This is a genomic window from Novipirellula aureliae (assembly GCF_007860185.1).
Lineage (GTDB): Bacteria > Planctomycetota > Planctomycetia > Pirellulales > Pirellulaceae > Novipirellula_A > Novipirellula_A aureliae.
Map to the genome: position 1 here is coordinate 200,383 of NZ_SJPY01000004.1, position 18,793 is coordinate 219,175.

Below are 18,793 nucleotides of genomic sequence, written 5' to 3' on the forward strand. Positions count from 1 at the left end.
GAGCGAATGTGTGTGGAGGAGAGGCTAGGTCGTGAACTTTTCCCATGAGGGCTTGTAGTGGTGCGCTGAGTCGCAGGCTTCTTCCTTGATCCTTTGGCAGCGATGCATGGGGACAAACGATTGAAGCGCGAAGGGTGACAAACAAGCTTCACGACCGGACTCCATGCTCGGGCAAAAGATGCGAAAATTAAAAATCGGTGGCCGGTCAACGTATTACTTAGTCGATTCTTTATGTTAGAGTGTTGGCATAGTAACGAGTTTGGACGAGTTTAGTTTTTCGGTTGATGGATTTTTTGGCGGAAGATTACATCCTTGACGAAACACTCAAGTCACCTGTTGGCGGGAGAGGATCGATGAATCGATCGGCGGAATCGACACAGAACGTAACAACGCATCGAAAGCTGATTTGTATCGGCGATCCAATGACGTTGCCGGGCGATTTCCCGGAAGAGGATGTTGTCGTCGTCGATGGCTCCATCGCAGTCGTCGATCAATTGGAAGACCCTGCGATCGATGGCGTTTGGATTGCTCGCGATAAATTGCCCGAAGTGAGTGAACTGCGGGGCATTTCTCAAAGCGGGATTATGCTCCGCGATATGCCCGAAGGGGTCGCTCTTCTTGATACCGAGTTACGCGTGTTGTGGGCCAATCGCCGGTTGTTGAAATGGGCAGGGCTAACCGAATCGCCGGTTGGCATGAGTTTTTACGAGGTGCTGTCCAACCCTGAGATCATGGGCCCCGATTTTTGCCCGTTTCATACCGCACTGGCGACCGGGGACGAGAGCAACAGTACGCTGCATACCGAAGACAGTCGCTATTTCCAGGTTCATGCCGCCCCGATGATGCACCCCGACCACAGTCGCCAATTGGTGGTCACGGTCAATGATATTACCGAAGAGATACTCCAGCAGCAGAAATTGGCTGCGATTCACAACGCAGGGCGTGAATTAGCGGATTTGCGTCCATCGGAGATCTTTATGATGGAGGTCGATGAGCGGATCGATCTCCTTAAAGAAAACATTCGTCACTATCTGAGTGACCTGCTTAATTTCGAGGTCATCGAGATTCGGCTTCTCGAGCAAGCGACCGGCACCCTGATGCCACTTCTAAGCGTCGGAATTGACCAAGACGCCGCCGACCGCCAACTCTTTGCTCATCCGCAGGGCAATGGGGTAACCGGCTACGTCGCCGCCAGCGGCGTGAGTTACATTTGTCATGATGTGATCAACGATCCGTTATTTATCCCCGGCGTTGCCAACTCGCGAAGCTCACTGACCGTTCCTTTGATGTTGCACGACCAAGTGCTCGGTACGATCAATATCGAAAGCCCGGATGTCAACGCGTTTGGGGACGCGGATCTGCAGTTCTTGGAGATTTTTTCGCGAGATATCGCGTTTGCCCTCAATACACTTGAATTGTTGGTAGCTCAGAAAGCAAATACGGCCCAGCAAAGTTGTGACGCGATTCATAGTGCGGTAGCACTTCCGGTCGACGAGATTTTGAACGATGCCGTCAATGTGATGGAACAATACATCGGGCACAGTGGTGAGGTGACCGACCGGCTTCGCCGAGTGCTCCGCAATGCCCGCGACATCAAGCAAACGATCCAGCAAATTGGACAACGAATGACGCCGCTCGAAGCGGTTCCGGTAGGTCATCAATCTCCCTGTCATACGGCTTTGCGTGGCAAGCGGATCTTGGTCGTCGATGCGGATGAGCAGGTCCGCGAGGATGCCCACGAACTGCTTGAGCGGTATGGATGTATTGTTGAAACGGCCCATAAAGGTGACGAAGCCGTTTTGATGGTTCGCGGCAGTGACGAAACCTCCACTTACGATGTCATCATTAGCGACATCAAACTGCCCGATTATAGCGGCTACCAACTGATGCTGAAGCTTGGCATGTTGATGGATCATGTGCCGATGGTTTTAATGACCGGGTTTGGCTACGACCCAGGGCACTCAATCGTCAAAGCTCGGCAAAATGGGCTGCACGCCAAAGGGGTGCTGTTCAAACCGTTCCGCTTGGATCAACTTGTCGACGTTGTCAAAACGATTCTTGAGGATGCCGAGGACAAGAAAAAAACGTTGTCAGCCGATGCACCGAATGCCAGCCCGAATGCCGGCCCCACTCCCGACCCGAATGCTAGCCCGGCTCCCGGCCCGAACGCTGCCCCCGCTCCCGGCCCGAATGCCAGTCCGGCTCCCGACCCGAACGCTGGCCCGACTCCCGGCCCGAACGCTGGCCCCGCTCCCGACTCGAATGCCAGCAACGAATAAGTTGACCCGTCGCGAAGTGAAGGCGGAGTGGGATAACCCGGGCGACTGATTTCGCCAAGATTCACGACTGATTTCGACAGGATTCCTGGCAGAGACAACAGGCCACCCCCCCTAGGTTTTCGTTCCGTCCGTCCATGGCATCGGCGGCGTCTTCGATTGGATCATCAAACTTCGTACCGAGTCGGGGATTTCCACGACCTTGTGAGCTCTCAAGTTGACGTAAACCCAACGGGTATCGACTCGTGCCAAAACCGCTTGATCCGCTGGACGACAAATCAGAGTCTTGCGAATGGACGCGTAACGGTCCATGTCGCTGACCCAGGTGCGAATCACCAAGTGGTCCCCGGCGAAAGCAGCCCTGCGATAAGTGATCTCATGCTTGCGAACGACCCAACCGAGACCGTCGGCTGCTGCCTGCTTGGAATCCCAGCCCATGGCCGCTGAATGTTTACCGGCGGCCCATAGTGTCCATTGCAAATACCTTAGGTTATGGACGTGTTGCTGAGAATCGATTTCGTCATCCTCCACAAGGTGAGGGAGGTCGTAATAGGGGAGCATCGTGAGGCGAGTCCTGAGGTGAGTAACAATGTGACCAAAAGCTAGTCACTTGACTATCATAGAAGCGTAACAAGAACAAAGTCCAAATCAGGAACAAATAACCATGCATTTGACCAAGACAATCAAGAACCTAAATGGGAACCCAGGCAGACTGCGATTTTTGGCCGCTGTCGTGATCATTTGCTTGTATTTGCTGCCGAAAGCGGCGTTTGCAGACGAACCTCAGCCGAAGGCAGACACAAACACCAAGCCGGATCAAACCGTTGCAACGTTGGCAGCAGGTTGCTTCTGGTGTACCGAAGCGGTCTATGAACGTATCGAAGGGGTCAATGATGTGGTTTCTGGCTACACCGGTGGCCCGTTAGCCAACCCGAATTACACGCAAGTATTGACAGGGCGAACCGGACACGCCGAAGCGGTCGAAGTCTATTACGACCCCTCGGTCCGAACGTACGAAGAGATCTTGAAGATTTTCTTCAAGACGCATGATCCAACATCGCTTAACCGACAAGGTGCTGATGTAGGCACCCAGTATCGCAGTGCGATTTTCTATCACAATGACGAACAAAAGAAGATCGCGGAAGCGACGATCAAGAAGCTGAACGAATCGAGTGAATTTCGTAATCGGATCGTCACCACGCTCGAGCCGGCGGAAAAGTTCTATCCCGCCGAAGAATATCATCAGGACTATTATCGCCGAAACCCCTACCAAAGCTATTGCCAGAGAGTGGTCCGAACCAAAGTTCGCAAGACCAATCTAATTTTTAGCGATCTACTCAAGAAAAGCCAATAATCCGCTTCCGTTTCGGTTTTGCCACAGGCAGCGGAGCCCACGTTAAGAGGCTTCGTACTTTGTCACCGCTTGATTTTAGGCTTAGCAAAAGAGTGGCTCGGGCCTCTTGGGATCGTCTACAATATGACTTCGACGTTTTGCTTTTGGAGACCATGAGTTGCAGCATTCGACTATCGCCGTCCGTGAGTGTGCCGACATGTTTTTGGCACAAACCCTTTGCAATCGCTTAGCGACCGAGGGGATTCCGTCGATCGTTACCGGAACCGATCCTGTCACAGCACTCGGGTTTGGCGGTGCGGGAACCAATCGATTGGTTCGCGTCGAGGTCGCCGAAAAGGACTACTTGCGAGCCGCTGAAATTCTGCAAGCGGACGAGTGGCTTCGCGACACGGCCACCGCATGGGTGTGTTCACGTTGCGACGAGCAAAACGAGCCGACCTTTGAAGTTTGTTGGAGCTGCAACAAAAAGCGAGATGGTGCGGATTTGCCAGGCCGCACCGTTTCGGATTTCGATAGGAATGAGCGGGAAAAGGGTTGGGAGTCGGAGACGATCACCGTTCCGAACGATCGAGTCGTCCTGCCGAGATCGAGTAATCCTTACTCGCCGCCGGTTGTGATTAAAACGCCAAGCGAGTCGTCAGCAGCATCAGGTCGGTTGATCGGCACGAATGCGGAGCAAGTGGAAACAACCAAGGCGGACGTGCGGCGAGTTTTTTACTCGTCGATCATTGGCCTGCTATTTTTTCCCCCGCTTCTCAATGGTTATTCGCTCTATCTGACGTTCGGTTTATCCCCGATTGCCTATCGAATCCGCAGTTGTCGACGTCAACTGCTCCTTGCGACCCTAATCAATGGAATCAATCTCTCCTTTTGGACATTTTATTGGCTGACCGGTTGGTGATGGAGCATCCATTGAATGAAGTACGTTGAGCTGCACTGCAAGAGTAACTTTTCATTTCTGCAAGGTGCGTCCCATCCCGATGAGCTTGTTGAGCGGGCATCGGAGCTTGGGTACGCGGGCCTGTCGATTACCGATGAAGCCTCTTTTGCCGGTATCGTTCGGGGGCACACGCCAGCGAAAGAGGTTGGCATCGAGTATCTCGTTGGAACCGAGATCGATCCGATTGATGGACCGCCCCTTGTCTTGTGGCCGACCGATCGCGCCGCTTATGGCCGACTATGTCGGCTGATTTCTCGAGGGCGTATGCGGGCCGAAAAGGGGCGTTATAGGTTATCCTTTGCCGATATCGCAGAACACAGCGAAGGAAGTATCGCAGCGGTCCTCCCGACGTCGGACTGCACCGTGCATTTTTTGCAACGCCAATTTGGTGAAGTCTTTGCTGACCGAGCGTACGTGCTACTCGAAATGCACCGCGGAGTCGACGACCGCGAAAAAGCAAATCGGCTTCGTGAGGTATCGATGCAAACCGGCGTCCCTCTCGTCGCCGCCGGAGGTGTGCATTACCACTGTGCCGAGCGGATGTTACTGCATGACTGCGTCACCGCCATTCGCAGCGGGATGACGATCGAAGAGGTTTCTCAAAGGCGGTTTACCAACAGCCAATTCGGACTCCGAACGCTGGCGGAAATCGCGGACCTCTTTCGCGATGCACCTGATGCGATTGCACGCACGGCCGAAATCGCAAGCCGATGCAATTTTTCGCTCGATGAGTTGCGATACGAATACCCCGTCGAATTGGCTCCCGAGGGCAAAACACCGATCGAGCATTTAAAGCGATTGACGTGGGAAGGGGCCAATCAACGTTGGCCAACGGGGGTGCCCGAGCGGATCATCGACTTGGTGCGACACGAGATGAAGCTGATTGAAGAACTGGGGTACGAAGCCTATTTCTTGACCGTTTGGGATCTGGTCCGGTTTGCTCGTGGAAGGGGGATCTTGTGTCAAGGTCGCGGCTCGGCAGCCAACTCAGCGGTCTGCTACTGTCTGGGTATCACCAGTGTCGATCCCAGCCAAACGGATTTGTTGTTCGAGCGTTTCATTAGCCGCGAACGAAACGAGGCTCCCGATATCGACGTCGATTTTGAACACCAGCGACGCGAAGAGGTGCTCCAATATTTGTACGAAAAGTATGGTCGGCATCGAGCGGGGTTGACCGCCGTCGTTACAACCTACCGTACCCGCAGCGCGATTCGCGAGGTTGGTAAAGTCCTCGGCATCTCGCCCGACCAACTCGACGCGTTGTCGAAAGCAGGCGGCGGACTCGATCGGGATGCCCGTTTTAGCGACCGCTGCCGAGCGGCAGGCTTGAATACCGAATCTGAAATTGGCAAGCGGTTTGTCTATCTCGTGCAAAGCCTGATCGGTTTCCCACGACACTTGTCTCAACATACCGGCGGCATGGTCATGACGCAGGGGGAATTGTGCGAACTTTGCCCGATCGAGAATGCGGCGATGGATGGACGCACGGTTATCCAGTGGAACAAGGACGACTTGGATGAACTTGGTATCTTGAAAGTCGACGTTTTAGCGCTTGGCATGTTGTCAGCGATTCGACGTTGTTTCGAATTGGTTGCTCGGCATCATGGACGAGATCTCAGTTTGTCGACCATACCAGCGGACGATTGTGAAACCTATGACATGATTTGTGCTGCCGATACGATTGGAGTGTTCCAGATTGAAAGCCGGGCGCAAATGAGTATGCTGCCACGACTTCGCCCCCGATGCTATTACGACCTGGTCGTCGAAGTCGCGATCGTTCGGCCTGGCCCGATTCAAGGCAATATGGTTCATCCGTTCTTGAAAGCGAGGCAGGATCCGGCGTCGGTCGTCTATCCGAACGAGGCGATACGCGGTGTCCTCGAAAAGACTTTGGGTGTGCCGATCTTTCAAGAGCAAGCGATGCGGTTGGCGGTTGTCGCAGCCGGTTTTACTCCTGGCGAAGCGGATCAACTTCGTCGTGCGATGGCAGCTTGGCGAAGACCAGGAGTGATCGAAAAGTTTCGCATCAAGCTGCTTGAAGGAATGCGTCGAACGGGACTCGATGAGAAATTTGCCGAGCACGTCTTTCATCAAATCCGTGGCTTCGGTGAATACGGTTTCCCCGAATCGCACGCCGCTAGTTTCGCTCTGCTGGTGTATGCGTCGTGCTATTTGAAGCGGCATTTTCCGGCTGCCTTTTGCGTAGCATTGCTCAACAGCCAACCGATGGGATTCTATGCACCCGCACAATTGGTCGCCGATGCAAAGAAGCACGGCGTTGTGGTTTTTCCCTTGTGCGTTAATCGGAGTGATTGGCAATCAACGCTCGAGGCAAACCCGGATAATGAAAACCAACCGGCAATTCGGTTGGGACTTGATCGAGCGGCGGGGTTGGCAAAAGAAGCGGCCGAGCGAATTGTTGCCGAACGAAATCGCGGTGGAGCGTTCGCCAATGTTGCTGAATTGGTGCGGCGAACCAAGGTTAGTTCAGCCGTGGTATCCAAGTTGGCCGATGCGGATGCTTTTCAAACCATCGCGGGCGACCGCCGAGCAGCCGTGTGGCAATCGCTCGCTCAAGAAACCAAGCCTACCGAGCAACCATTGTTTGGCTCGCTGATGGATGAGGAGGAACCGATTCCTGATGGGTTGGCATCGATGTCGATGCAGGAGGAAGTCGAAGCCGACTACCGAACCATCGGAATGAGTTTGAAGGCTCACCCGATTTCGTTCCTTCGTCCACAGCTGGAAGCAAATCGATGCGTCCGAGCAAGCGACTTGCCTGGACTGAGAGATGGGCGGCATGTCCGAGTCGCCGGTGTCGTGCTGCTGCGACAACGGCCGGGAACCGCTAAAGGGATTACGTTCGTCACGATCGAAGACGAAACGGGATCAATGAACTTGGTCTTCTTTCCCGCGGTTTGGAAGCGGTTTTACGCGGCGACGCATGAGAGCAATGTCTGGATGATCGACGGGAAATTAGAGAACCGGGAAGGCGTCATTCATGTTGTCGTTGGTCGAGTCGACAAGTTGGAAAACCAGTCCGTTTCGATCGACCAACGCTCGCGAGATTTTCGATAACGGATCACGCCACCGGCAGGGGACGAATGGTTGATTTGCCCCCTCATGCCCACCGATGCGTTCCCGCAATCCCGAGCAAATAGCTAAAATGCCTTCGGCACATTCGTTAACAAAGATCACGCGGAAACAAAATCGGCATCCTCCGAGACGGCGAATTCTGCGGCTCGGAGAGACAGGACTACAGGAAGGCCAAGGCGACTCTATTTTGCTAGCATTTGAGATGGAAGGTTTTTTCAAAAAGACTAGTGTATGCACACATGGTGCGTTTCGGTAAGATTGCCTCCATAGAGGGCAAGTAACGTAAAGGGATTTAGTTTTGTGCGTCTCTCGGACGTGTTCTACAAGACGTAGAACGCTTGCCTCGTTAATCCTATCGCGGCACTGGTTTGTGTCTGCGGATTAGCAGGCATCTCTGAAGGGTCGACTCGGGCATTTTGCTGTTCCAATCATGGCCACTTCGAGAGAGGTTATTCAATTTGAGCGTTTCGGAATGGAGACCATCCCATGCTCGTTTTATCGAGGAAAAAGAATCAAAGTTTACGTTTTCCCAACTTGGGGATTTCGATTGAAATCCTTCGCGTAGACGGCAAGACTGTCCGTGTGGGCGTTGACGCCCCCCGCGACGTTCGTGTCCTCCGCGGCGAATTACCCGATACGGAGACATTTAAGACCGACGCGTTGGCAGCGCAGGAAACCGAGGCCGCTGACCAAGCCGCCCGTCATGCTCGTCACGAACTTCGCAACCGTCTCAATACCGCCAATTTGGCTCTGCATCTACTCCAGCGACAACTGGATCTTGGTCGCATCTCGGACGCCGAGCAGACGCTGACACAGGCTGTCGAATCACTCGCAGAACTCGATCGTCTCGCTTCCGAACCCGTCACGACTCGAAAGCAACTGAAGGCGGATGGTACCTGTCGGGCTTTGGTCGTCGAAGACAACGAAAATGAACGTCAATTGATGGTTGGATTCTTGGAGCTTTGCGGATACAACGTCGAGGCCGTGGAAGATGGAGTTGCCGCACTGGAGTATCTACAGAGTCATGAAAAACCCGACATCGTGCTGCTCGATATGAACATGCCTCGAATGGACGGGCCCAAAACCGTTTCAGCGATCCGCAGCAACCCCGATTACCAAGGAATCAAGTTGTTCGCCGTCAGTGGCGCTGAGCAGACGACCGTCCAGATTTCAGTCGGCGATCAAGGGGTCGATCACTGGTTTTCCAAGCCGATCAAGCCTGATCAATTTGCCCAAGATTTGGCCGAAGAAGTGAAACGTTCGTGCTGCTAGCCCGGTTTGTTCGTAGTTAGTAGTGGATCTTGTTAAAGATCCTGCGGTCAGTAATGGATCTTGCCAAAGATCCTGCATTCAGTAATGGATCTTGTTAAAGATCCTGCGGTCAGTAATGGATCTTGCTAAAGATCCTGCATTCAGTAGTGGATCTTGTTAAAGATCCTGCGGTCAGTAGTGGATCTTGCCAAAGATCCTGCATTCAGTAATGGATCTTGCCAAAGATCCTGCGGTCAGTAATGGATCTTGTTAAAGATCCTGCATTCAGTAATGGATCTTTAACAAGATCCACTACAGCATGTCCATTGGGTCGATGTCGACGACGAACTGGACGTCATCTTTTTCGGGGATGGTAAAGGAATCCGTCGCGCGGCGGATCGTTTCGCCAAGGATGGAAGCTTGGGTCGCTTGCAGCAGGATATGAAATCGATACTTCCCGCGCAATTTGGAAATTGGTGGCGGTGCAGGGCCGAGAATTCGCACTTCGGTTTCCAGTGCTAACCGTGCCGCTTCGAGTCGACTGACCAACGAGTCGGCGACCGCTTCGGTCACCTCTTCGACCACTCCGCGGATGATGATCCGGGCAACGGACCCGAGCGGTGGGTAATTGAACTTGCGGCGATTGACCATTTCATCGGTCGCAAATTGCAGGTAATCATGCCTCGATGCGGCTTGAATCGCAGGGTGTTCAGGCGTGAAGGTCTGCACCACCACCCGTCCGCCTCGCGATCCACGGCCGGTTCGACCAGCGACCTGGGTAACTAGCTGAAATGTACGCTCGGCAGCACGGAAATCAGGGAAATGCAGGGCGCTATCCGCATTGATCACTCCGACCAACAAGACGTTGGGAAAGTCGAGTCCTTTGGCGATCATTTGCGTGCCGAGCAAGATATTTAGCTCGCCGCTGCGGAAGGCGGACAAGACTCGTTGATGACTCCCCGGTCGGCGCATTGTGTCGCTATCCATCCGGGCGACTCGGGCATCGGGAAATCGAGCTTTGACTTCGACTTCCAATTTTTGCGTACCCAATCCACCGTAGCGAATGCCGTCATACCGGCATGCTGGGCACCAGGGCGGTGTCGCGATCGTATAGTCACAATAATGGCAAACCGCTTTGCCACCATCGCGGTGATGGGTTAGCGGCATGTCGCAGTCGGGGCACGCGACGACGTGTCCGCACGAGGGGCATTGAATCGTCGTGGCGAAACCACGTCGATTGAGTAGCAGGATCACTTGACCGTTTTCTTTTAACGTATCGACTGTCGCTTGATGCAATTGTCGGCTGATAGCACCTCGCGACCGCTGGTCGCGGATCCGCAGGTCGACCAATTCGACGTTGGGCATGGGGCGGTTGTAAATCCGTTCTTTCATCGTGATCAATTCGGCATGCCCGCTGGCTGTTGCATGCCACGATTCCATCGACGGTGTGGCACTACCAAGAATCAAGGGGACGCCCAGTGACATCGCGCGTGCATGAGCCACTTTGCGAGCGTGATAACGGGGTTGAGTGTCCTGTTTGAATGAGGCATCGTGTTCTTCATCGATTACGATCAACCCAAGTCGAGGGAGGGGAGCGAAGACGGCGCTTCGTGGACCGACGACCACTTGAACCTCGCCACGACGGATCCGCTGCCATTGGAAGTGCCGTTCCGCAGGCGTCATTTGGCTGTGCAATACCGCCACACCATCAAACCGGCGTTCGAACCGCCCGCGTGTTTGAGGAGTGAGGCTGATTTCGGGTACCATCACGATCGCACCACGACCGAACTTAACCACATGTTCGATCGCTCGGATGTAAACTTCGGTTTTGCCGCTGCCGGTCACGCCATGCAATAGCAGGGTCTTTCCTTTTCCAGAATGGATTGCTGCGTTGATGCGATCGAGGGCAACGCGTTGTTCGCTGCTGAGGGTATGTGCCGACGTGTCTTCGCCATCGTTTTTCTGCCAGCGCATCGGCGTGCTCGTTGTCATCTCACGGCGGACCATTGTCTTTAGGAAGCCCTTTGATTCGAGGGCACTAATCGGCCCCCGAGTGCATTCGGCATGGACCATCAGTTCCGATGCGGTCATTGGACGCGCCGCCGCGATCAGGAAACGCAGAGCGGATTGTTGTTTCTTTGGCAGTTTTTCGATCTGATCTTCGTCACAATTCGATTCGTTGGGTGTCAGGTAACTACGCTCGCGAGTTCCTGCGTTGGCGCGAACACTTGAGGGAATCAGCGTGTCAAAGACTTGTCCCATGGGCGTTTGGTAGTAGTGGCTGATCCAGGCCACTAAACGGACGAGTGGCGGATCGCAAAGAGGTTCATCATCGAGAATTTCGACGATGTCTCGCAGTTTGCCACTCTGTTTGACCGCACCAAATTGAGTCGAAATACACCATCCAATCATCGGTTGGCGGCGACGTCCCAAGGGGACGCGCACTCGCATCCCCGGCTTGATGTGCTCGCGGTCTTGCTCAGGAATTCGGTAATCGTAGGGGCCGTAGGGGGCTTCGCTCAATACGATTTTCGCCGTCGCAATGTCCGCTTCGACCGTTAATTCCCAAGGGGGCGGATCGGTTTCAAATAGTTCGGCTTGCTGGGAGGACCCCGGTTTGCCACCCTCCGACGCTTGCCCTCGGCCCCGATCAAGATTGTCGAGTTCAAAATCATCAATCGGCGAACGATTGGTATCGCCGTCATCGCGATGATTCTGTTCGGATTCAAATGATGGCATCACTGCGGATCCAAGAATTGGCAGCGGAAAAGAAGTTGGGTCAGAGTGTAGCATAGCGGGTAAGTCGAAATGCGAGAAAAGGGTAAGTGAGATTTCCATTCTCGACGACCTGGGTGACACGTCTGGTCATTGGCAGACAAAAAATTGCTACGATGCTCGTTACGAGACAGGAGCCTGGGGGCTAGGTTGGGGGCCGTCGTGCACCGAAAAACAGAAACAGGGACAAAAAATATGCGAATCGGGCTTTTGGGAGGATCATTTGATCCCGTTCACCTCGGGCATTTGTGGATTGCCGAATCGGCGATCGAAACGCTCGATTTGGACCAGCTTTACTGGATACCGGCCGCCACATCGCCACTAAAGCCAAATGGACCGGTCGCGTCGGATGCGTTGCGAGCCGAAATGCTCCGGCTAGCGATTTCGGGCAGCGACAAGCACAGCGTTGATTGTCGCGAACTCAGCCGGGGGGACGTCAGCTACACAATCGATACGGTTGAGCAATTGCAGGCGGAACAGCCTGATACGGAGTTCGTTTTGATTATCGGCAGCGACTCGCTAGCATCGATTCGAAAATGGCACGAGCCAAGGCGGTTGCTTCAAAAAGTAGTGATTTCTGTCGTCCATCGTGGTGGCGACCCGCCTATCGACTTGTCTGTACTCGACGGCCTGGTAACCCCGGAGCGATTTGCCGAAATCGAGCGAAGGGTCCTTCACATGCCTGTGATCGAAATCTCAAGCAGCGAACTCCGAGACCGAATCGCGACGGGGCGAAGCATTCGGTACCGGGTACCAAGGAGCGTGGAGGCCTTGATCGAGGCGAACGGCCTTTACCGTGATTGATGGCGGGTCGCATTTGCGATAGAAAAGGCGTGGGAGCAACTTGAATGAAACAAATTATCACGACGATTCGTCCCTACCTAGCCGAGCAGGTGCTCGTCAGTTTGCGGCGTGCTCCGCTCGAGGCGCTCAGCGTCGTCGAGGTGAAAGGGTATGGACGCCAAAAGAGCTATTTGGACGAGTATCGAGATACCGAGTATTCTCAAGCGTTTGTTCCCAAAGTCGAAATCACGCTTTGGGTTGACGATTCTCGCTGCGAAGAAATACTTGAGAAAATCGTCTCGGTGACGCGAACAGGCCGCATCGGCGACGGAAAAATATTGGTTTTGCCCGTCGCGGAGTATCTTTAGCAATTTTTGCCGTACCCTGCCCGGTAAAGAGGGGGTGCGGATTTTTTAGTGCTTGTTACCTCGCTGCGGTGTTGATCGCCGAAACGACTAATGATCCATCCGCTTTAAGAGGGTTGCCACCGCGCCACCCTCCGGCGCATGGCTGATACAGATTGCGTAGTCTTTTTCGAGTGACCGCGACGCTTGACGCTGAAAAGCAGGCCTGTTTGGCGATTCACTGACATTCGCCAACCGCAGCGATGGCGGGATCACGCCGCGTGACAGGGCAAGAACCCCAACGAGCAACTCAATCGAACCAGAGGCTGCTCCGGTATGCCCGACCTTTTCGATCGGAACGACGATAGGGACGCCGGGCAGTGTTTCTGTGACAGCAATTCTTTCTTGTTCGTCGATGATCGGGTCTCCCATCGCGTGACCAACGACCAGACCGATTTGCTTCACATCCATTTTCGATTTGGATAGGCAGTCCTTGATGGCGAGGCTAATCGCGGCAGCCGACCCACGAATAGCAGGGGTTGCTGGTGTGGTTGTCGACTGTTGTTCCTCGGCGGTCAACGGCCGATTTTCGCTCGAGCGTTTTATCAGTGACATGCCGCCGGAGGCAACGAACCGGCTTACCGAGCAGACGACTTCGGCTAGCGGTTTCGCACCGCGAGCAATCGCGGTTTCTTTCGACTCGACGAGAAAGGCGACGGCGGCTTCACCGCCAACGACGCCACGGGAATCGACATCGTAAGGGCGTGACGATTGGGAAACCGGGTTTGCGATCGATGCGACAGGAAAGTCGCTGCGGTAATTCATCCGCGTCCCATTGATGCGGGTGCCGGTTCCGCCGGTGAGCATCCATTTCGCTGCTCCTCGTTCGATGCATGACATCGCCTCGATTAACGCAGCGGAGCCAGAGGTATCGCCCAGTAGGATCGAGTTGTTTGGGCCGTGCGCATTGATAGCGATCCCGATATGGCAGGCTGGCATGTTGGGCAGGTACTTCAGCATCCAGAGCGGCATGATTTTTTTCATTGCCGCTTCGCCGAATTGCGACTCGTCCATTTGGCCATCGTCGTTAAGGCATAGCTGGAACGCATCGGCCAATTCCGTTGGTGGCCCGTAGAACATCTCGCTGCCGAAAACGGTACCAATCTCGCTGGGGTGAATCCGGCCATCGTCACGGGCGGGTAGATCGTCAGCCAAGTCAGCGTTCTCGACCGCCATCATGGCTGCCGCGAACGTCAACTGGATTTCGCGGCACATTACCTTGATCGCTTTCCGCGGCGTGACAAACTCTTTGGGTTCAAACCCAATCACCGGAGCCCCGACCCATACGCCATCGAATTCACCACCGCTACCGTTGGTTCGGTCGAAGTCAGGCGGTGGTTTTGGCCCATCGTCGTCTCGCTCTGACAACAAACGAACGCCCGACCGGTCATGGAGCAGAGACTCGAAAAAGTCCGCGTGCCCGAGTCCGATCGGCGATACCACGCCCGCTCCGGTGATGACTATTTTTACTTCCGGCATAATCGGGCCAATAGGGTAACGGTGTTTAGCGAAAAGACAGTGTTTAGCGTAGAGTATGATTCGCCTGGCAGTTGCTTACCAGGGTCTTACAGTGGGCGATCGTACAATCGATGCGTTTTTGTTCGTGTCGCACCCCCTCGCTCGACGGAGCCTTTGGACAGTTGGTTGCTCTCTAAAATCCAGGAAAACTCGCCAATTTCGATGCCAAAATCGATCGCATCGGGTAGGACTCTCGAAAGCGTCACCAATCCAATACCCCACTTTTGGTACTTTGGCAACACGTTGGTGCTAATCAACCGCAAACGCTTGATTTTTCGTCGCTGTGTCAGCAATTTTAACCAACCAAAGGGCAGCAATCGGCCATGGATCCTGCCGATAATGTCGTTGTAATCGAGCAGCCCAAAACCGGCGCCGACCGGTTCGCCGTCGATCTCTGCGATACTCGTCAATTCGGGGATGATCAAGTGTTTGAGCCCCGCACTTTGTTCGCGAATCTCCGCTTCGCTCATCGGCACATAGCCCCAAGTATTTTCGAGTGAGCGATTGTAGATGTCGAGAAACGAGCGAACATCCTCTTTGAATCGTTTACGGTCAAGCATTCGGCATTTCACATTGAACCGCTTGGCCGATTCATCGATGATAAACTGAATCTTCGGATCGAGAGTGCTCAGAATATCGATGTGAGCCTCGTAGGTGTACAGATCTTGCGATTTTTCGAAGCCTGAAGCGAGAAATAGCCTTTCGTAGTAGGCCGGATTGTAGGGGATCATGAAGGTTGGTGGCGAATCAAAACCGTCGACCAACAAACCCACCTCATAATTCAAACTTGGGTGGACAGGCCCACGAACGGTCGTCATGTTCTGTGCCCGCAACCAATCAAATGCGGCTTGGAACAGTGCTGCGCTAGCTTCCGCGTCGTCAAAACACTCGAAAAAACCAACAAATCCGCAGCTTTCTTCGTAGCGACGATTGTGAGCATGGTTGACGACCGCCAAAATTCGTCCGACGGCACGGCCATCTCGGCGTGCGATAAACGCTTGTCGGTCAGCATCCTCGTAAAACGGGTGCGGTTTGAACCCGACGATTTTGCGGCGTTCCGACCACAAAGGTGGTATCCAATTCGCATTCCCCTTGTTGACATCCCGTTCTAAGTACAGAAACTCTTTTTGATCGCGGCGCGACTCCACTTTGAAGCAATTTAGTGCCCCGTCAACATTTACTTGGTTCGTCGTCATGTTATTCTCTTGCGTATCCGTTTCGATCTATTTCTTTTGTCTGAGTTGATGCGGCATCCGTCATTTTTCGGCATCTCCAACCGCACGAATCTACATGAACCCCTGTCCTGACATCGTCATTCGAAGTCACGCCAACCCGACCGTTCGTCATTTAGTCCGGCTGAGAAGCAATCGTACACGACGCAAAGAGAAGCGTCTGCTAGTGGATGGATGGCGTGAAACGGGGCAAGCGATCGAGGCTGGGCTGGAATTGGTGCGGTTGGTCGTACCCGAATCGGTCGAAGATCCGAAATCGGATGCAACGCTGATAGAGCGGGCTGCCGCCGAACAAAAATTGACTCGAGTTTGCCATGCGGTCATGGAAAAAATTTCCTACGGTGACAATTCGCGTGGAGTCGTCGGCGAATTCCTCGAGCCCAGGAAAACGCTCGGTGATTTGCAACTGTCCAACACTCCGCTTGTTCTCGTCCTCGACTGTCTGGAAAAACCGGGCAATATTGGTGCCGTATTTCGGTCTGCCGATGCGGCGGGCGTCGATGCGGTGATTCTCTGCGGTGGCGGATCGGACGTTTACAACCCAAACGCCATTCGAAGCAGTTTGGGCACCGTTTTTAGTATCCCAAATGTTTCGGCCTCGGAAGCGGATACGATTGCGTTCTGCTCCGAACGAGGAATACAAGTCGTCGCCGCGCGAGTGGAATCGTCGACGGAACTATGGAGCACGGACCTAACCGGTCCTCTGGCAATTGTGCTCGGCAGTGAAGCGGACGGGCTCGGCAAGCACTTTTCGATTGTCGACAAGAAGGCAACTTCCGCCGTTCGAATACCAATGCTAGGTGCGGTCGACAGCCTCAACGTTTCGGTTTCCGCAGCTGTGATCCTCTACGAAGCCCAAAGGCAACGCCTTTCGATCAGCCGTGCTAAATAGCCACGGTCCGCAGAACCATGGTCGCAGCCGTGTGACTCGTCCCTCGAACCGTGAGTCTCGTACGGATTTCTTTCGGGCGTGCGGTTTGTAGCGCCACTTGTTTCCTCCGCCGAGACAAGCTCGACGGAAGGAGGTTTCACGTTTCAGAATTCCTTCAGTACACGCCATTCGGGCGAGCTCTGGGGGGGCTCCAATGTATCGACGAATGGCCAATTCGGATGCGTTGTTCTTGTTCTTCCGTACCGACAAGTACGCCAACGCCCATGCGGCCAATGAGCGAAAGGCGACAACCAAGCAATGAAAATCGGGACGATCGCTGCGACCGGCGGGACTCCGTTTACCGATAGATGCGGATGAAACGTCAGAATCGTTAATGTCGAAGCAAAGCTTATCCGATACATAAAGCAACTGGACGCCGGATGCAGGGTTTTGCATTGGGCGGCCGAGTGCGATGTGCCGAGGGGGGCCCATCGATTTGATCGTTCGTACGCAAGGAAGCGGCATGCGTGGCGCTAATTACACAATGGACAAACGACGACGGACAAAGAGCCGAAGTTACCGACGAGCGATGTTGAGTTTGTGGCTCGTCGCGGTCGGGGCATCGGCTTCGGCTTCCGAGCCAATCGGCGCTCGCCACGACGCAGATGAAATGCACGCAACCAAACCGGCCACGGCACTCAAAGTACGGATGTTGCCGCCACTGCCGATCGAGGCCATCGATTCGCCTCCCATCGCCCAGGTTTCAGGCACCGCTGTTCAAATGAATCCGTACTGCGGTGACTTAAACGTCCAAGCCGATCCGCTGATCAAGCTGGCCTCGGGCGATTTTACTGCGGGCGAAGACAGGTCGGCGGTACGGCTCAAACCAATTGGAGCTGCCATTGGTCTGTATCCGATCGGCAGCCCCGCGTTGCCGAGCAATGGTCGCCCGGCGATGACGATCGAAACGCCACCGTCGGCTCCTGTGCGAACCAATCCAATGTTGGCGTCGCAGCATCACGTAAACCACGAATTGGTCGATGTGGAATTGACGGAAACCGAGGCCTCGTCGCCGACCGACCCGTCCGAATTGAGTTTTCGCCCACCAGTGAAAGTTCAAGCTTACACGTCGGCGCAGGTACAGCCCAATCCGGTTGAAACAGCACAACGCGTCGAACACGAACCGGACACCGATTCGCAGCCAATCCTGTTCTCGATGAGCGACGACGAAGATGTCTTGCCAACGATCAACGAAGTGGAGCAAATGGTTGTCGCAGAGGAATCGATGGATGCGGTTCCGATGCCAGATCCTGTCGTGATCGATCACGGCGGTGAATATAGCGAAGAAGAAATGGCAATGCTCAAGCTGATGTTGGAAGAAGAGGACGAGGTCCGTCGAGAGCCGATTGCCGATTCTGCCCCAATGGGTTTGCAACCGCTTGAAACGAGCGAGCGAATCGATTTGGGTGGGCGAACCGAAATGAGCGAACCGATCAAACCGATCGCAATCGATGTGGTTCCGCACATTGATGAAACCAATGTTGTCAGCGAGGATTCGCGTGTAGCGAGTCTTCGCAAAAAACGCTACCGTCCGCCGGTCGACGTCAAGGCGCCACCCGTCGGTGCCGAGCGTGGACCACTTGATCCAACCGCTTCGATCATTCGGCCTGTGGTCACGGCGGTCGTCGCACCTCGCTTGGACGCGTCCCCAGTTCCATCGAATCCACGTGTCATCTTGGACACGGGGAAACAAAACATGCCTGTCGCTGGATCGAGCGAGCCAATACCGCTCTACATCAATCTGGCTCAAGTTCGTTCCTTGACCGTCGATGGGGAACTGCGCCGAGTGAGTGTTCAGAACCCAAGCATCTGCCGAGCGTTCACTTCAGGTTCTAGCCAGGTCAAATTGATCGGAGCGGGGAGCGGAGTGACGCGGTTGGTGGTCTGGGCCGATACGGACACGAACGTGCCAACCAAAGTTCGACAATTTGATATCCACGTTCGAGACACCGCGGCAGCGACAAATGACTCCGTCGGAGACAAAGTCGTTGTGCTCAATCGAACGATCGCCAAAACGTTTCCGAATGCCCGTGTCGACGTCCGCATGGTCGACAGCGAATTGGTCATCTCAGGGAATTGTGATAGCGAATCATCGGCCAAGCAAATTGTTCGCATGGTACGCAAAGCCTGTCTAGTTCCCGTTCGCGATGAACTGGGCGTGCGTTAACGTTTCGTCAAGTTTACTGTTTTTTTGTTTGTCTAAACTACTGCCAACCGGTCACACCCAGCGGTG

Annotated in this window: 13 protein-coding genes; 9 read left to right on the top strand and 4 right to left on the bottom strand. The window is 54.3% G+C overall.

Annotation, left to right across the window (positions count from 1 at the left end; translation table 11 throughout):
• Positions 1–353 precede the first annotated feature (353 nt).
• A complete protein-coding gene (locus Q31b_RS13165; protein WP_231617544.1) occupies positions 354–2,279 on the top strand; it encodes a hybrid sensor histidine kinase/response regulator in 1,926 nt (641 codons plus the stop codon).
• A gap of 111 nt (positions 2,280–2,390) precedes the next feature.
• On the opposite strand, the gene Q31b_RS13170 is transcribed toward Q31b_RS13165, so the two are convergent.
• Complete coding sequence (locus Q31b_RS13170; RefSeq protein WP_146600162.1) at positions 2,391–2,837, bottom strand: acyl-CoA thioesterase; 447 nt, start codon at positions 2,835–2,837, stop codon at positions 2,391–2,393.
• 103 nt (positions 2,838–2,940) lie between these two features.
• Here Q31b_RS13170 and msrA point away from each other — a divergent pair, with 103 nt between their 5' ends.
• The 4 genes from msrA (at position 2,941) to Q31b_RS13190 (ending at position 8,938) form a co-directional block, all read left to right on the top strand.
• Positions 2,941–3,630, top strand: a complete 690-nt coding sequence (msrA, locus tag Q31b_RS13175; protein WP_146600163.1) for a peptide-methionine (S)-S-oxide reductase MsrA — start codon at positions 2,941–2,943, stop codon at positions 3,628–3,630.
• 157 nt (positions 3,631–3,787) lie between these two features.
• On the top strand, positions 3,788–4,531 hold the full coding sequence (locus tag Q31b_RS13180; RefSeq protein ID WP_146600164.1) for a putative signal transducing protein: 744 nt from the start codon (positions 3,788–3,790) through the stop codon (positions 4,529–4,531).
• Positions 4,532–4,546: 15 nt separating this feature from the next.
• Positions 4,547–7,648, top strand: coding sequence for an error-prone DNA polymerase (locus Q31b_RS13185; protein WP_146600165.1), 3,102 nt, complete (start codon positions 4,547–4,549; stop codon positions 7,646–7,648).
• A 504-nt stretch (positions 7,649–8,152) separates the two neighbouring features.
• The gene (locus Q31b_RS13190; RefSeq protein ID WP_146600166.1) at positions 8,153–8,938 is read left to right on the top strand and encodes a response regulator; all 786 of its coding nucleotides are present in this window, start codon (positions 8,153–8,155) and stop codon (positions 8,936–8,938) included.
• 291 nt (positions 8,939–9,229) lie between these two features.
• Here Q31b_RS13190 and priA read toward each other — a convergent pair whose 3' ends face one another.
• A complete protein-coding gene (priA, locus tag Q31b_RS13195) occupies positions 9,230–11,656 on the bottom strand; it encodes a replication restart helicase PriA (RefSeq protein ID WP_146600167.1) in 2,427 nt (808 codons plus the stop codon).
• 231 nt (positions 11,657–11,887) lie between these two features.
• Here priA and nadD point away from each other — a divergent pair, with 231 nt between their 5' ends.
• Both nadD and Q31b_RS13205 read left to right on the top strand, forming a co-directional pair.
• The gene (gene nadD, locus Q31b_RS13200) at positions 11,888–12,496 is read left to right on the top strand and encodes a nicotinate (nicotinamide) nucleotide adenylyltransferase (protein WP_146600168.1); all 609 of its coding nucleotides are present in this window, start codon (positions 11,888–11,890) and stop codon (positions 12,494–12,496) included.
• Positions 12,497–12,540: 44 nt separating this feature from the next.
• Positions 12,541–12,843: a P-II family nitrogen regulator gene (locus Q31b_RS13205; protein WP_146600169.1), complete on the top strand. Its 303-nt coding sequence runs from the start codon at positions 12,541–12,543 to the stop codon at positions 12,841–12,843.
• 87 nt (positions 12,844–12,930) lie between these two features.
• Here Q31b_RS13205 and Q31b_RS13210 read toward each other — a convergent pair whose 3' ends face one another.
• Together Q31b_RS13210 and Q31b_RS13215 are read right to left on the bottom strand one after the other, a co-directional pair.
• Positions 12,931–14,358 (bottom strand): beta-ketoacyl-[acyl-carrier-protein] synthase family protein, encoded by a 1,428-nt coding sequence (locus Q31b_RS13210; RefSeq protein ID WP_146600170.1) that lies wholly within the window; start codon positions 14,356–14,358, stop codon positions 12,931–12,933.
• 86 nt (positions 14,359–14,444) lie between these two features.
• Positions 14,445–15,593: an N-acetyltransferase gene (locus Q31b_RS13215; RefSeq protein ID WP_146600171.1), complete on the bottom strand. Its 1,149-nt coding sequence runs from the start codon at positions 15,591–15,593 to the stop codon at positions 14,445–14,447.
• A 94-nt stretch (positions 15,594–15,687) separates the two neighbouring features.
• On the opposite strand from Q31b_RS13215, the gene Q31b_RS13220 reads away from it, so the two are divergent.
• The gene (locus tag Q31b_RS13220) at positions 15,688–16,521 is read left to right on the top strand and encodes a TrmH family RNA methyltransferase (RefSeq protein ID WP_146600172.1); all 834 of its coding nucleotides are present in this window, start codon (positions 15,688–15,690) and stop codon (positions 16,519–16,521) included.
• 502 nt (positions 16,522–17,023) lie between these two features.
• A complete protein-coding gene (locus Q31b_RS13225) occupies positions 17,024–18,727 on the top strand; it encodes a pilus assembly protein N-terminal domain-containing protein (protein WP_197171477.1) in 1,704 nt (567 codons plus the stop codon).
• Positions 18,728–18,793 lie beyond the last annotated feature (66 nt).